General features: G+C 70.6%; 14 protein-coding genes. 5 read left to right on the top strand and 9 right to left on the bottom strand.

Annotated features, from left to right (window positions below; all coding sequences use genetic code 11):
• Positions 1 to 10: 10 nt before the first annotated feature.
• From AC1RQF_RS23270 to AC1RQF_RS23250, 5 genes are all read left to right on the top strand, one after another.
• Positions 11 to 628 carry a DUF4126 domain-containing protein gene (locus tag AC1RQF_RS23270; RefSeq protein ID WP_252983452.1) on the top strand — a complete coding sequence of 206 codons (618 nt, stop codon included), beginning with the start codon at positions 11 to 13 and terminating at the stop codon, positions 626 to 628.
• A complete protein-coding gene (locus AC1RQF_RS23265; protein WP_274004189.1) occupies positions 625 to 3,195 on the top strand; it encodes an ABC transporter permease in 2,571 nt (856 codons plus the stop codon). The genes AC1RQF_RS23270 and AC1RQF_RS23265 overlap by 4 nt, the downstream gene beginning before the upstream one ends.
• A gap of 48 nt (positions 3,196 to 3,243) precedes the next feature.
• Positions 3,244 to 3,654, top strand: a complete 411-nt coding sequence (locus AC1RQF_RS23260; RefSeq protein WP_274004187.1) for a group II truncated hemoglobin — start codon at positions 3,244 to 3,246, stop codon at positions 3,652 to 3,654.
• A 104-nt stretch (positions 3,655 to 3,758) separates the two neighbouring features.
• A complete protein-coding gene (locus AC1RQF_RS23255) occupies positions 3,759 to 4,493 on the top strand; it encodes an alanyl-tRNA editing protein (protein ID WP_492873055.1) in 735 nt (244 codons plus the stop codon).
• Positions 4,490 to 5,116: a DUF924 family protein gene (locus tag AC1RQF_RS23250; RefSeq protein ID WP_274004184.1), complete on the top strand. Its 627-nt coding sequence runs from the start codon at positions 4,490 to 4,492 to the stop codon at positions 5,114 to 5,116. The genes AC1RQF_RS23255 and AC1RQF_RS23250 overlap by 4 nt, the downstream gene beginning before the upstream one ends.
• Before the next feature lie 62 nt (positions 5,117 to 5,178).
• Here AC1RQF_RS23250 and AC1RQF_RS23245 read toward each other — a convergent pair whose 3' ends face one another.
• From AC1RQF_RS23245 to AC1RQF_RS23205, 9 genes are all read right to left on the bottom strand, one after another.
• Positions 5,179 to 7,050, bottom strand: coding sequence for an ArnT family glycosyltransferase (locus AC1RQF_RS23245; RefSeq protein WP_274004183.1), 1,872 nt, complete (start codon positions 7,048 to 7,050; stop codon positions 5,179 to 5,181).
• Between the two features lie 238 nt (positions 7,051 to 7,288).
• On the bottom strand, positions 7,289 to 8,047 hold the full coding sequence (locus tag AC1RQF_RS23240; RefSeq protein WP_492873054.1) for an SDR family oxidoreductase: 759 nt from the start codon (positions 8,045 to 8,047) through the stop codon (positions 7,289 to 7,291).
• A 40-nt stretch (positions 8,048 to 8,087) separates the two neighbouring features.
• On the bottom strand, positions 8,088 to 8,675 hold the full coding sequence (locus tag AC1RQF_RS23235; protein ID WP_274004181.1) for an LOG family protein: 588 nt from the start codon (positions 8,673 to 8,675) through the stop codon (positions 8,088 to 8,090).
• On the bottom strand, positions 8,672 to 9,400 hold the full coding sequence (locus tag AC1RQF_RS23230) for a TetR/AcrR family transcriptional regulator (RefSeq protein WP_274004180.1): 729 nt from the start codon (positions 9,398 to 9,400) through the stop codon (positions 8,672 to 8,674). The genes AC1RQF_RS23235 and AC1RQF_RS23230 overlap by 4 nt, the downstream gene beginning before the upstream one ends.
• 172 nt (positions 9,401 to 9,572) lie before the next feature.
• A complete protein-coding gene (locus AC1RQF_RS23225) occupies positions 9,573 to 10,085 on the bottom strand; it encodes a diacylglycerol kinase (RefSeq protein WP_492873060.1) in 513 nt (170 codons plus the stop codon).
• 8 nt (positions 10,086 to 10,093) lie between these two features.
• Positions 10,094 to 11,128: a glycosyltransferase family 4 protein gene (locus AC1RQF_RS23220; RefSeq protein ID WP_274004177.1), complete on the bottom strand. Its 1,035-nt coding sequence runs from the start codon at positions 11,126 to 11,128 to the stop codon at positions 10,094 to 10,096.
• A 20-nt stretch (positions 11,129 to 11,148) separates the two neighbouring features.
• A complete protein-coding gene (locus tag AC1RQF_RS23215; RefSeq protein ID WP_274004175.1) occupies positions 11,149 to 12,075 on the bottom strand; it encodes a UDP-2,3-diacylglucosamine diphosphatase in 927 nt (308 codons plus the stop codon).
• Between the two features lie 162 nt (positions 12,076 to 12,237).
• The gene (locus AC1RQF_RS23210; protein ID WP_492873053.1) at positions 12,238 to 12,747 is read right to left on the bottom strand and encodes an RDD family protein; all 510 of its coding nucleotides are present in this window, start codon (positions 12,745 to 12,747) and stop codon (positions 12,238 to 12,240) included.
• Between the two features lie 6 nt (positions 12,748 to 12,753).
• On the bottom strand, positions 12,754 to 13,497 hold the full coding sequence (locus tag AC1RQF_RS23205) for a DUF3106 domain-containing protein (RefSeq protein ID WP_274004172.1): 744 nt from the start codon (positions 13,495 to 13,497) through the stop codon (positions 12,754 to 12,756).
• Positions 13,498 to 13,519: the final 22 nt, after the last annotated feature.

Genomic DNA, 13,519 nt, shown 5'->3' with positions numbered 1-13,519 from the left:
GAGGCGGCACATGGTTGAAGCCATTTCGCTCGGCGCGGGGCTCGCGTGGGCGAGCGGTCTGCGCCTCTATCTGACGGTGCTGATCGCCGGCGTGCTGGCCCGGCTCGGGCTCGTCCACCTGCCCGACACGCTGGCCGTGCTCACCTCGCCGTGGGTGATCGGCGCCGCCGCGGTGCTCGCGGTCGCCGAATTCCTGGCCGACAAGATCCCCGCGTTCGATTCCTTGTGGGATGCGATCCACACCTTCATCCGGATTCCCGCCGGCGCGGTGCTCGCCGCCGCGTCGCTCGGCCATGCCGATCCGGCCGTGCTCGCGGTCGCGGGCCTCGCGGGTGGGACGCTGGCCGGTTCCGCGCATATCGCGAAGGCCGGCACGCGCGCGCTGATCAATCTGTCCCCCGAGCCGATCTCGAACTGGATCGCCTCGACGACCGAGGACGGGCTCGTGTTCGGCGGGCTCGCGCTCGCCTTCTTCGTTCCGCTGCTGTTCATCGTGCTGATGATCGGTTTCGTCGCGTTCTCGGTGTGGGCGCTGCCGCGTCTGTGGCGCGGCGTGTCGGGCGGGTTCCGGGGCATGGCGAACCAGATGGTGTCGCGCCTCAATTCATTCGGGAGCAAGCGCGATTGACGCGGCACGTTGAAGGGACGGCGGCCGGCCGCGGCCGCCGCTTTGGTTGGGGCGACCTGCTGCGGCAGGCCGTGCGCATGACGCGGCGCGATTGGCGCGCGGGCGAGCTGACCCTGCTGATCGTCGCGCTGGTGCTCGCGGTGGCCGCGCTGACCAGCGTCGGTTTCCTGGCCGACCGGCTGCGCCAGGGGCTCGAGCGCGACGCGCGCCAGATGATCGGCGCCGATTTCATCGTGCGCGGCGACCGCCCGCTCGATCCATCCTTCACCGAACAGGCGCGCGCGCTCGGCCTGCGCACCGCGACCACCGCGGTGTTTCCGAGCATGGTCGGCACGCCGGGCGCCGACGGCGCCTCACGGCTCGCGGCCGTGAAGGCCGTGTCGACGGGCTATCCGCTGCGGGGCGCGGTCGAGCTGGAGGACGGCGCCAACCGGCCCGCGCGCCCGGCCGCGGCGATCCCCGCGCCCGGCACCGTGTGGGCCGATCCGGCGCTGCTCGATGCGCTGCATCTGCGGGTCGGCGATCCGCTGCGGGTCGGCAGCCGCACGTTCGTGGTGAGCGCGGCGATCGCCCGCGAGCTCGATCGCGGCTTTTCCTTCGTCAACTTCTCTCCGCGCGTGATGCTGCGCGACGACGAACTCGCGTCCACCGGGTTGATCGCCTACGGCAGTCGGGTGACCTATCGGTTGCTCGTCGCCGGCGGCGAGGCGGCGATCGGCCGCTTCGAGCGCTACGCGCATGCGCGCGTCGACGGCGGCCGGCTGCGCGGCGTCGCGCTCGAATCGCTGCGGGAAGGGCAGCCGCAGGTGCGCCAGACGCTCGATCGCGCCCGTCATTTCCTGACGCTCGTCGCGCTGCTGACCGCCTTGCTCGCGGCGGTGGCGATCGCGATGGCCGCCCAGCGCTACATGCGGCGGCATCTCGACGGCTGCGCGGCGATGCGCTGCCTCGGCGCGAGCCGCCGCACGCTGGGCGCGCTGTTCGCGATCGAGTTCACGCTGCTGGGGCTCGTGGGCGGCCTACTTGGCGCGGCGCTCGGCTATGCGGGGCATCGGGTGCTGCTGGGCGCGCTCGGCAGCCTGATCGAGGTGGCCCTGCCGGCGCCGACGGTTTGGCCCGCGGCGGTCGGCATCGCGGCGGGGCTCGTGCTGCTGCTGGGTTTCGCGCTGCCGCCGCTGGTGCCGCTCACGCGCGTGCCGCCGGTGCGCGTGCTGCGCCGCGAGTGGGGCGACGCGGCGCGCATCGCATGGCTTGGCTACGGTTTCGGCGTCGCGCTGTTCGCGGGGCTGCTGATCCTGGCCGCGGGCAATCTGAAGCTTGGGCTGATCGTCGCGGGCGGCTTCGCGGGCGGGCTCGTCCTGTTCGCGCTGCTGGCCCGGCTCGCGCTGCTGGCCGGCGCGCGCGCCGTGCGGGGCGGCCGGGTCGCGGCCGGGTTCGGCTGGCGCTATGCGCTTGCGTCGCTGCATCGGCGCGGGGCGGCGAGCGCGCTGCAGATCACCGCGCTCGCGCTCGGCCTGATGTGCCTGCTGCTGATCTCGGTCACCCGCAACGATCTCGTGGCGGGCTGGCGCCAATCGACGCCGCCCGACGCGCCGAACCAGTTCCTGATCGACATCCAGCCCGACCAGCACGATGCGGTCGCGGCCTATCTGGGCGCGCACGGCGTGGCGGCGGTCGCGCTCGAGCCGATGGTGCGCGGCCGCCTGGTCGCGGTGAACGGCAAGCCGGTGAATCCCGACGACTACAAGCGCGACGACGCGCGCCGCCTGGTCGACCGCGAATTCAACCTGTCCTACACGACGCGCCTGCCCGACGACAACCGGATCACCGCCGGCGCGTGGTACGGGGCGACGGATACGCCGCAGATCTCGATCGAGGCGGGCCTCGCGAAAACGCTCGGGGTGCAGCCTGGCGACCGTCTGCGCTTCGACGTCACGGGGCTCACGGTGGAAGCGCCGGTCACGAGCGTGCGAAAGCTCGACTGGGGCTCGTTCAAGGTCAACTTCTTCGTGCTGATGCCGCCCGCCGCGCTGCGCGATTTCCCGGCGACCTACATCACGAGCTTCCACCTGCCGCCGGGCCGACAGCGCGCGCTCGACAGCCTGATCGTGCAATACCCGAACATCACCGCGATCGACATCGCGCCGATTCTCGCGCAGCTGCAGCGCGTGCTGCTGCAGGTGATCGGCGCGGTGCAGTTCCTGTTCGGCTTCACGCTCGCGGCCGGCGTGCTGGTGCTGTATGCGGCGCTGGCCGGGACCCGCGACGAGCGGATGCGCGAGGCCGCGCTGCTGCGCGCGCTCGGCGCCTCGCGTGCGCAGGTGGGCGCGGTGCAGCGCGCCGAGTTCATCGTGGTGGGCGTGCTCGCGGGCGCGATGGCGGCCGCGGGCGCCATCGCGATCGGCAGCGTGCTGGCGACGCGCGTGTTCGATTTCCAGCTCGTGTTCAATCCGTGGCTGGTGCCGGCCGGCATCGCGGCCGGCGTGGCCTGCGCGGGGCTCGCCGGCTGGCTCGGCCTGCGTCGCGTGCTGGCGCGGCCGGCGCTGCAATCGCTGCGCGATGCGTGAGCATTGCGGTATCGTTGACGTTTTTTTGCAGGGCAGGACGAATTTCGTATGACCGATGTAACCGAAGACGCGCCGTCGCAACCGACGGCGTTCGAACTCGTGGGCGGCGAGGCGCGCGTGCGCGAGCTGGTCGACCACTTCTACGACCTCATGGACCTCGAACCCGAGTTCGCCGGGATCCGCGCGCTGCATCCGCCGTCGCTCGACGGCTCGCGCGACAAGCTGTTCTGGTTCCTGTGCGGCTGGCTCGGCGGTCCCGACCACTACATCAGCCGCTTCGGGCACCCGCGCCTGCGGGCGCGTCACCTGCCGTTCCCGATCGCTTCGTCGGAGCGCGATCAATGGCTGCGCTGCATGGCCTGGGCGATGGAGGACGGCGGGCTCGACGAGCCGCTGCGGGTGCGGCTCATGCATTCCTTTTACGAGACGGCTGACTGGATGCGCAACCGGCCCGGTTGATTCACCGGCACGCCGCCGCCGCGCGGCGCGCAGGCCGAGCCTGTCGCCGGCGCGGCGCGCGCGCTAGGCTGGACCTTTCTCCCCACGATCGACGAGGCACGACCATGACGACGCGCGCATTGTTCCGCGAAGACGCCTACCTGCTGCGCTGCGAGGCGACGGTGACGGCGGTCGACGAGACCGGCATCCGGCTCGACCAGACGGTGTTCTATCCGCTCGGCGGCGGCCAGGCGGGCGACAGCGGCACGCTGACGCGCGCCGACGGCACGGTGATCGTGATCGCGGACACCCGCAAGGCGCGCTTCGAGGGCGCGACGCCCGACGATGCGCTGCACGTGCCCGCGCCGGACCAGGACGCGCTGCTCGCGGGCTTGAGCCCGGGCGAACGCGTGGTGGCCGAGATCGATTGGGTGCGCCGGCACCGGCACATGCGCCTGCATACGGCGGGGCATCTGGCCTGCGCCGTGCTGCCGTACCCGGTCGACGGCTGCAGCGTGACGGCGGACTATGTGCGGATCGATTTCGCGACGGTCGAGCCGATCGAGCGCGCGCACGTCGAGGCGCGCCTCGATGCGCTGGTGCGCGGCCGGCACCCGGTGTCGATCGAGTGGATCACCGACGAGGACATGGCGGCCCGGCCCGAGCTGGTGCGCACGATGAGCGTGAAACCGCCGCAGGGTCTCGGCCGGGTGCGCCTGCTGAGAATCGAGTCAGTCGACCTGCAGCCGTGCGGCGGCACGCACGTGCGCGATACGGGCGAGGTCGGCACGCTGCGCGTCGCGAAGCTCGAGAAGAAGAGTGCGCGCACGCGTCGTCTCGTCCTGGAGCTGGTCGAATGATGGAGCGCAACGACTACGACTGGCGCAGCGATCATGCGGCGCTCGATCCACGCGCCCGCGAGGTGCTCGACTTCTGGTTCGGCGCGCCGCACGAGGCGGCCTTCGGCGCTGCACGCAAGATCTGGTTCGACGGCGGCCCCGCGCTCGACGCGACGCTGCGCGAGCGCTTCGGCGCGTTGCTCGATGCGGCCCGCGAGGGCGCGTGCGATGCCTGGAGCGATACGCCGCTCGGTGCGCTGGCGCTGATCGTGCTGCTCGATCAGTTCTCGCGCAACATCCATCGCGGTACGCCGCGCGCGTTCGCCGCCGACGCCGCCGCGCTCGCCCGGGCGCGCGCGCTGGTCGAGCGCGGTCACGACCGCCTCCTGCCGAATCCGCATCAGCGCGCATTCGCCTACCTGCCGTTCGAGCATGACGAGACGGCCGCCAGCCAACGCGAGGCGGTGCGCCTGTGCGAGCAGATCCGCCACGAGGCGGGGTGCGCGGGCTACCACGACTTCGCGCTCAAGCACGCGGACGTGATCGCGCGCTTCGGCCGTTTCCCGCATCGCAACGCGATCCTCGGCCGGCCGTCGAGCGACGCCGAGCAGGCCTTCCTGCGCGAACCCGGTTCGTCGTTCTGACGACGCGGACGTAAAAAAGCCCGACAGCAGGTGAGGGCGGCCGGGCGGGGCGTGCAGCCGGGTCAGTGCGACGCGGCGGGCGTGCGTACGTAGACGCGCAGCAGCTCCTCGTTGTCGCCGGGGCGCGCGCCCGACCAGAACGGCTTCCATTCCGGATCGAGGGTCGGGGCCTGCGCGCGCAGGCCCTGCACGATCAGCCAGGTGCACGCGCGTGCATCGGGCTGGCCGAGCGGCGCATGGAGAATCCCGGAGAAGTAGTACAGCATCGGCGCTTCCGATTCGCCGAGGCCGAGGCTCGCCATGCAGTCGCCGTCATTCCATTCGATCGCGAGATGGCGGTTCAGGTCGTCGTACACCGAGCGGTAGCTCTTCGCGACGTCGAGCCACGGCAGCAGCAGCGTGTAGACGAGCCCCCACGCGAGCAGCACGCCCGCGGCCCACGACAGCGCGCCGCGCCACTTGCCGGCGAGGCGCAGCGACGGCAGCAGCCACAGCCAGCCGATCGTCAGCGCGAGCGCGGCGATCACCAGCGTGGGTTCGATCGGCATCGTCCAGTCGAGCGGCAGCCAGCGGCCGAGCCAGCTCAGGCTCGCGTGCGACGCGCTCGGATCGGCCATCAGCGACCAGATCAGCCAGGCGAGCACCGCGGTGGCGCCGAACAGCGCGCGGCTCAGGTAGTCCCAGCCGGTGTGCAGGCGTTGCGGGAGGCGCGGGATCGCTTGCGCGGCGACCAGCGACAGCGGGGCGATGAACGGCAGGATGTAGAGCTGGCGGGACGTCGCGGCCATATGCAGCACGACCATCCCGACCGCGGCGAACACCATCGGCAGCGCGATGCGCGGCGCATGCCAGTCGCGCCACGCGCCGCGCGCGAGCGCGACGACGGCGAGCGGGCCGACCGGGAAGCCGACCGTCAGCATCGCGCGCCAGATGAACAACGGCTTGTCGTTCTCGGCGCCGAGCATCGGCACGGAGAAGCCGAAGAAACGGCCGACGTTGTTTTCCCAGAACCACACGAGGAACAGCGATTCCGAGCGCAGGAACAGGGCGGTCGGCCAGATCAGCGCAAACGGCGCGCACGCGAGCGCGGCGATGCCGAGCGACTTGAAGAACGCGCGACTGCGGCAGGCGGGGTAGAGCACGAGCACCGCGCAGACGGTGGCCGCGAACACGAGCGGCACGAACAGGCCTTTCGACATCAGCGCGATGCCGACGCCCGCGCCGAACAGCAGCGCGGCGAAGCGGCCGGCCGGGCGGCGCGGCTCGCCGAGCGCGTCGGCGCGCGCGTCGCGCACGCGCTGGAGCACCAGTTCGAGCAGGCCGCAGAAGCCGATCGCCGCGCCGGCCATCAGGGCGACGTCGGTCATCATGTCGTGCGTGTGCTTGACCACGACAAGGGTGCCCGCGCACAACGCGGCGGGACCGATCACGTCGAGCGCGTGCCAGCTGCGCGCGCCGGTCGCGACGCGCGCCGCGCGCGCGGTGAAGGCGAACGCGAGCCCGGCGAACAGCGCGCTCGCGAGGCGCGCCGCGTCGTGCAGCGCCAGATAGCGGCCGAACAGCCAGGCGAGACCGGCGGCCACCCAGTCGTAGAGCGGCGGCTTCTCGAGGAACGGCTGGCCGGCGTTGGTCGGGACCACGAGATCGCCGCTTTCGAGCATGTGCTGGATGATGCCGAACGTATAAGTCTCGTCCTGCTTCCACGGATCGTGACCGAGCACGCCCGGCAGCAGGTAGGCGCACAGCAGCGCGGCGACGATCAGCCAGGCGCGCAGCCCTGACCACGAGATCGCGCGCGGCGCGGCGCCCGTCGCGGGGGCGCCGGCGGCGAAGCTGGCCGGCGCCGGCGTGGCGGCGTCGTCGGACGAGCGGACAGGATCGGCCTGCGCGGGCACGGACGTGCGCCGCCGGCCGGGAGCTGTGGTTCCCTGCATCTGGAAGGATCTCTGGTGTAGGACGGGCGGGCTGCATGGGCCTGCCGGCGTGCGGTGCCGCGGAGGAAGGCGATGACAGCGCGCGGCGGCGACGCCGCGATGGTCGCTAGTAGACCACGGAACTATTACCGTTGTTTACAGGAAACGTTGCGAAATCGTGGAGATTGGTGAGGATTGTGTAGTTTTGTTGCTGCGCGGCAACGTCAGGCGCTTGTCAGGCAGGGGGCGCCGCCGCCCCTCAGCGGCCGCCGCCGACGTCGACGAGCGTGCCTGTCACGTAGGAGGCCGCGTCGTCGAGCAGCCACACGATGGCCTCGGCGACCTCCCGCGCGGTGCCGGCCCGGCCGAGCGGGGTCTGCGCGCCGAGCCGTTCGGCGCGGCCCGGCTGGCCGCCGCTCGCATGGATCTCGGTATCGATCAGGCCCGGCCGCACCGCGTTCACGCGCACGCCGCGCGGGCCGAGTTCCTTGGCGAGGCCGAGCGTGAGCGTGTCCACCGCGCCCTTCGAGCCCGCATAGTCGACATATTCGTTCGGCGAGCCGAGCCGCGCGGCGATCGACGAGACGTTGACGATCGCGCCGCCGGGGCCGCCGCGGTCGGTCGACAGGCGGCGCGCGGCTTCCCGCGCGCACAGGTAGGCGCCCAGCACGTTGACGTCGAACATCCGCGCGAGGCGCTCGGCCGACATCTCGGCGAGCGGCAGCGACGGGGCGACGATGCCGGCGTTGTTGACGAGCGCGTCGAGGCGGCCGAACGCGGCCTCGACCGCGTCGAACATCGCGATCACATCGGCTTCGACGGCGACGTCGCCGCGCACGAGGCAGGCGTCGCCGCCTGCCGCGCGCACCGCGTCGGCGGTGTCGCGGGCGGCGGCTTCGTCGCACGCGTAGTTGACGCCGACCGCCCAGCCGCGTCCGCCCGCGAGCAGCGCGGCGGCGCGGCCGATGCCGCGGCTCGCGCCGGTGATGAGGACGACCTTGCGGAGGGCTGGCGTCATGTGCGGGTTCCCGGGAGAGGCTGCGCGATGGTGCGCGGGGTCAGGCGGGTTGCGGCGGCGCGGCTTCCCACTTGTCGCGCGCCGGCGGCTGGTAGTGGCGCAGCTGCGCGATCAGCGGGGCGGGCGCGGTGTCGATGCACAGCGTGTCGAAATAGGTCGGCTGCATGAAGCCTTCGTCGACCGTGTGGCGCAGCAGCGCGACCAGCGGATCGTAGAAGCCCTCGATGTTGTACAGCGCGACCGGCTTGCGGTGATAGCCGAGCTGCGCCCACGTGTAGACCTCGAAGAACTCCTCGAGGGTGCCCGCGCCGCCGGGCATGGCGACGAACGCATCGGACAGGTCGGCCATCATCTTCTTGCGATGGTGCATGTCGGGCACCACGTGCAGCTCGGTGAGGCCGGTGTGGCCGACTTCCTTGTCGACGAGGAGCTTGGGGATCACGCCGATCGCGCGCCCGCCGGCGGCGAGCACCGCGTCAGCGACCACGCCCATCAGGCCCACGCGACCGCCGCCGTAGACCAGCGTGAGGTCGGCCTCGGCCAGCGCGCGCCCGAGCGCGCGCGCGGCGTCCGCGTAAACCGGGCGGCTGCCGGGCGACGAGCCGCAATAGATGCACACAGACTTCATTGCTTCGAATCCTTCGGGGCGCTGCGCGGCGAACCGTCGCGCGGCGGCAGGTAGTCGGTGAATTCGCGCTTGGGCAGCTTGCCCGACACCAGGTCGTCGAAGATCTGCCGCGAGCGGCCGCGCAGGTACGGCGCCATCACCGAGATCACGTGCATGCTGACCTGGTGCAGTTCCTCGCGGATCGCGTCCTGGTCGTTGTATTTGCGCGGATGCATCACGTACTGATAGGACAGCCAGTAGGTCGAGATCACCGCCATGTTGGTGGCGATCACCTCGATCTCGGCCGGCGTCGCGACGAGTTCGTCGTCGGACACGAGCAGTTCGCACATCTCGCGCGCGAAGCGCACCTTGTGGCTGATGATCTGCTTGAAGTGCGTTTCGAGGGTGCGGTTGCGCGCGAGCAGGTCGTTCAGGTCGCGATACAGGAACCGGTAGGTCCACATGAAATCGGCCATGTACTGCAGGTACGACCAGGTCTCGTCGATCGTCGGCCGATGATCCTCGGGAAAACGCAGGCGCCGTTCGATCTGTTGTTCGAATTGCGCGAAGATGCTGTTGATGATGTCGTCTTTGTTGCGGAAATGGTAGTACAGGTTGCCTGGACTGATTTCCATTTCCTCGGCGATCGTCGTGGTCGTGACGTTCGGCTCGCCGATCTCATTGAAGAGTTTCAACGACAACTCAAGAATCCGTTCGCGCGTGCGGCGGGGAGGTTTCGCTTCCATGTCGTCCGGCCCTGGGTTTGCCGGACTGGCGGGCGCTGCAATCGATGCTGCGTGATTCGTCCGGCTCGGGTTGCTGTTTTTTGAGACTATCAGACGATTATAAACCGGGCTTTTGCAGCACCGGGGTATTTCGTGATGGGGGCATACCCGGGCGGTGCCCCGCGCGGCGGGCTCAGCGCGCGAACCAGTGCCAGACGGGCGGGCCGAGGATGAAGCCCCAGGTGGTCAGGCAGGCGCACAGCGCGACCGTCACCGCCGCGCTGCCGAAGTCCTTCGCGCGCTTGGACAGCTCGTGGCGTTCGAGCGAGATGCGGTCGATCGCGGCCTCGACGCTCGAATTGAGCAGCTCGACGATCAGCACGAGCAGCACCGAGCCGATCAGGAGCGCGTGCTCGACCGGCGTGACGGGCGCGAAGGCGCCGATCGGCAGCAGGATCGCCGCGAGCGTCAGCTCCTGGCGGAACGCGCTTTCCTCGCGGATCGCGACGCGAAAGCCGTTGACCGAATGCTTGAGCGCGTACCAGGCGCGCGTCAGGCCGCGGTTGCCCTTGTACGGATTGGGCGGCAGCGGCGCGAGCGGATCGTCGGGACCGAGCGGTTCGTGGGCGTCGTCCGCGTCGCGCGCGGCCTGCGCGGCGCCGGCCGGCTCGCGCAGTCTCGGGGAGGAGGGCGCTTTCGCGCGCATCGCAGGTTTCAAACGGCAGCGCCTTCAGGTTGCGGCTGGGCGGATCGCGGCAACGGTTTCAGGTGCGAGGCGAACTGCTCGGACGCGGCGCGCCACGAGTAGCGCTCGGCCCACGCGCGCGCCGCGCCGCGGTCGATCTTGAGCGCTTCGAGGCAGGCCTCGCGCAGGTCCTCGTGCATCGCGCCCGCGCCCCCGTCGGCCAGCACGTCGACGGGGCCCGTCACCGGATAGGCGGCGGCGGGCGTTCCGCAGGCGAGCGCCTCGAGCAGCACGAGCCCGAAGGTATCGGTGCGGCTCGGGAACACGAACACGTCGGCGGCGGCGTATACCTTGGCAAGCTCCGCCTGGGTCAGCACGCCGAGGTAATTGGCTTCAGGATAGCGCGATTTCAGCTCGGCGAGCGCGGGCCCCTCGCCCGCGACCCACTTCGAGCCGGGCAGGTCGAGCTTCAGGAAGGCCTCGACGTTCTTCTCGATCGCGACCCGCCCGACATACAGGAAGATCGGCCGCGCGGTGTTCAGGACCTTCGACTCCATCGGCCGGAAGATCTCGAGGTCGACGCCGCGGGTCCATAGCACGACGTTGCGGAAACCGTAGTGCTCGAGGTCGTCGCGCACCACCGGGGTGGGTGCCATCACCGCGCGCGAGCCGCCGTGGAACCAGCGCAGGAAGCGGTAGGTGGCGGAGAGCGGGACGCCGAAGCGCGCCTGCACGTATTCGGGGAAGCGTGTGTGATAGGCGGTCGTGAACGGCAGCTTGCGGCCGCGCGCGTAGCGCCGCGCGGCGAGGCCGAGCGGCCCTTCCGTCGCGATGTGCAGCGCGTCGGGCGCGAATTCGTCGATCCGCGCGCGCAGCCGCCGGTACGGCAGCAGCGACAGGCGGATCTCCGGATAGGTCGGGCAGGGAATCGTGCGGAACTCGAGCGGCGTCAACAGTTCGACGCGATGGCCGAGTTCGGTCAGCTCGCGCGCGGTGCTCTTGAGCGTGCGCACAACGCCGTTGACTTGCGGTTCCCACGCATCGGTGACGATCATGATTTTCATCGCGGCGCTCCTCCAAAGGGTCAGGCAGTGGCTTTCGTCTTGCGCGGCAGCGCGACGGGCGGGGCGTGCACGACGGTCCAGTAGACGATCTTCAGTTCGCCTTCCATGGTCTCGACCAGCGCCGAGAGGCTTTCGACCCAGTCGCCGTCGTTGCAGTACAGCACGCCGTCGATGTCGCGGATCTCCGCCTTGTGGATGTGGCCGCAGACGACGCCGTCGCAGCCGCGCCGGCGCGCCTCGTCGGTCATCACCCGCTCGAACGAGGAGATGAAGTTCACCGCGTTCTTCACCTGGTGCTTCAGGTACTGCGACAGCGACCAGTACTGGAAGCCGAGGCGGCTGCGGATCCGGTTGAACCAGCGGTTCAGCACGAGAATCAGCGTGTACAGCGTGTCGCCGAGGTAGGCGAGCCATTTCGCGTGCTGGATCACGCCGTCGAACAGGTCGCCGTGCACGATCCACAAACGTTTGCCGCCGAGCGTCGTGTGGAACGACTCGCCGCGCACCTGGATGTCGCCGAAGGCGAGGTCGCAGAACTGGCGCGCGGCCTCGTCGTGGTTGCCGGGGATGTAGACGACCTGGGTGCCCTTGCGCGCCTTGCGCAGGATCTTCTGCACCACGTCGTTGTGCGCCTGCGGCCAGTACCAGCCTTTCTTCAGCTGCCAGCCGTCGATGATGTCGCCGACCAGGTACAGGTATTCCGACTCGTTGTGGCGCAGGAAGTCGAGCAGGTAGCCGGCCTGGCAGCCGCTCGAGCCGAGATGGATGTCCGACAGCCAGATCGTGCGATAGCGGTGGGTCGCCTGGTCGTGCTCGTCGTGCGGTGTGGCGGCGGCGTCGGGCGGCGAGCCGGACGCCAGGGCGTCATGCACGGCCGAACCGGACAGAAAGGCGCTGGGGCCGACAGGGTGACGGAAGAAAGAGGTCGTGGACGTTTTCTGGCCCATGCATGACTCGCGCCGGTTGACATGATGGCATTGCGCCATGCGGCGATGACTGTGCCATGACAGTCACAAGACGTTCTTATTACGACGGAATACGGCGCTCGGGCCCGTGCGGCGGGCGTGCGCGGGGAGGGCGCTTAGCGGTGCGAAGGGATTGGACGGAGGCTAGCGCGGCGCGGGGACGACGCGGGTGCCGGCCAGCCGGTCGTGGAGGAACTGGCGGGTCGGGTGCAGGCGGGCGGCGAGCACCCACAGCGCGATCCAGGCGGCCGTGAAGCCCAGCGTGGCGGGCACGCTGAAGCCGGCGAGCGGATGCAGCGCGAGGGGCGGCAGGAACCACAGCCAGCCGAGCGCGTAGCGGGCCAGCGCTCGGGCGACCGAGAGCGGCGCGCCGTCGGCGGCGACGAGCCGCAGGCGCCAGGTTTTCATGGGCAGGGTCTGGCCGCCGTGGGTCCAGAACCACACGAAATACGCGCCGACCACGAGCGCGATCCAGGCGGCGAGCAGGTTGTGATGGACGAGGCCGTTGCGCTGCTGCAACGCGAGCGAGAACGCGAGGCCCGCGAAGAACACCACGCCGAACAGCAGCACGCATTCGTAGAGCAGCGCGGCAAGCCGGCGCCGCACGCTGGGCGGCGCGCAGGGCGTGGGGGCGGCGACGACGGCGGGCGTCACGTCCGCTTACGAGCCGTTGAAGATCGAGGGCGCCTCGGACGGCGACACCGGGATCGGCGTCGCGGGCACCACGACGGCGCCGGGCGTGGCCGAGGCGGGCACGGGCGCGCTCGCCGGCGCGCTCGCGACGGTCGGCGCCGCGGCGCCCGGGGCGCTCGCCGGGCGATCGTGCGCGTTGACGAGGCGGTTGATGTCGCGATCGCTCTTGCCGGTCGGCGGCGCGCTGACGACCGTGGGGCGGCGGCGGCGCTCGACCAGCGCGAGCTTTTCCTTCTGTTCCTCGGGCAACTGCTGATAGGCCTTCCAGGCCTTCTCGCGCGCTTGCGCGGGCAGGTCCTTCGAGGCCTGGTAGTTCTCGCGCGCGACGCGGCGCTCCTCGGGGGTCATCGTCACCCATTCGCTCATGCGTTCGTGCAGGCGCTTTTGCGCGTCGGGCGAGAGCTTCGAGAAACGCGCGGCGATCTTGAGCCACTTGCGCTTGCGGGCGTCGCTGAACGCGTCCCATTGGTTCTCGAAGGGCGCGAGCGCGACGCGCTGCGCGGGCGAAAGCCGCGCCCACGACAGCGGGCTTTGCGACGGCAGCGCGGGAAACTCGGTGGTCAGCGCGATCGCGGCCGAGGCCAGCGCCGGCGCGCTCGCCACGGCGACGGCTGCCGGTTGCGGGTGGAAGCGCGGGTAGGTGGCGGCGTACGCGATGACGAGCGCGATCACCGATCCGAAAAAGACGGCCAGTCCCCGTTTCTGACTCACCCGTGCGGTCCTCGTGTAGCGG

The organism is Burkholderia sp. GW821-FHT14F03 (genome assembly GCF_058803765.1).
Note: the sequence above shows the minus strand (reverse complement) of the source record. Positions and strands in the feature narration are given on the sequence as shown.

Coding starts and splice junctions, on each gene's coding strand:
- AC1RQF_RS23270 (WP_252983452.1), top strand. CDS start 11: ATGGTTGAAGCCATTTCGCTCGGCGCGGGGCTCGCGTGGGCGAGCGGT.
- AC1RQF_RS23260 (WP_274004187.1), top strand. CDS start 3,244: ATGACCGATGTAACCGAAGACGCGCCGTCGCAACCGACGGCGTTCGAA.
- AC1RQF_RS23255 (WP_492873055.1), top strand. CDS start 3,759: ATGACGACGCGCGCATTGTTCCGCGAAGACGCCTACCTGCTGCGCTGC.
- AC1RQF_RS23250 (WP_274004184.1), top strand. CDS start 4,490: ATGATGGAGCGCAACGACTACGACTGGCGCAGCGATCATGCGGCGCTC.
- AC1RQF_RS23245 (WP_274004183.1), bottom strand. CDS start 7,050: ATGCAGGGAACCACAGCTCCCGGCCGGCGGCGCACGTCCGTGCCCGCG.
- AC1RQF_RS23240 (WP_492873054.1), bottom strand. CDS start 8,047: ATGACGCCAGCCCTCCGCAAGGTCGTCCTCATCACCGGCGCGAGCCGC.
- AC1RQF_RS23235 (WP_274004181.1), bottom strand. CDS start 8,675: ATGAAGTCTGTGTGCATCTATTGCGGCTCGTCGCCCGGCAGCCGCCCG.
- AC1RQF_RS23230 (WP_274004180.1), bottom strand. CDS start 9,400: ATGGAAGCGAAACCTCCCCGCCGCACGCGCGAACGGATTCTTGAGTTG.
- AC1RQF_RS23225 (WP_492873060.1), bottom strand. CDS start 10,085: ATGCGCGCGAAAGCGCCCTCCTCCCCGAGACTGCGCGAGCCGGCCGGC.
- AC1RQF_RS23220 (WP_274004177.1), bottom strand. CDS start 11,128: ATGAAAATCATGATCGTCACCGATGCGTGGGAACCGCAAGTCAACGGC.
- AC1RQF_RS23215 (WP_274004175.1), bottom strand. CDS start 12,075: ATGGGCCAGAAAACGTCCACGACCTCTTTCTTCCGTCACCCTGTCGGC.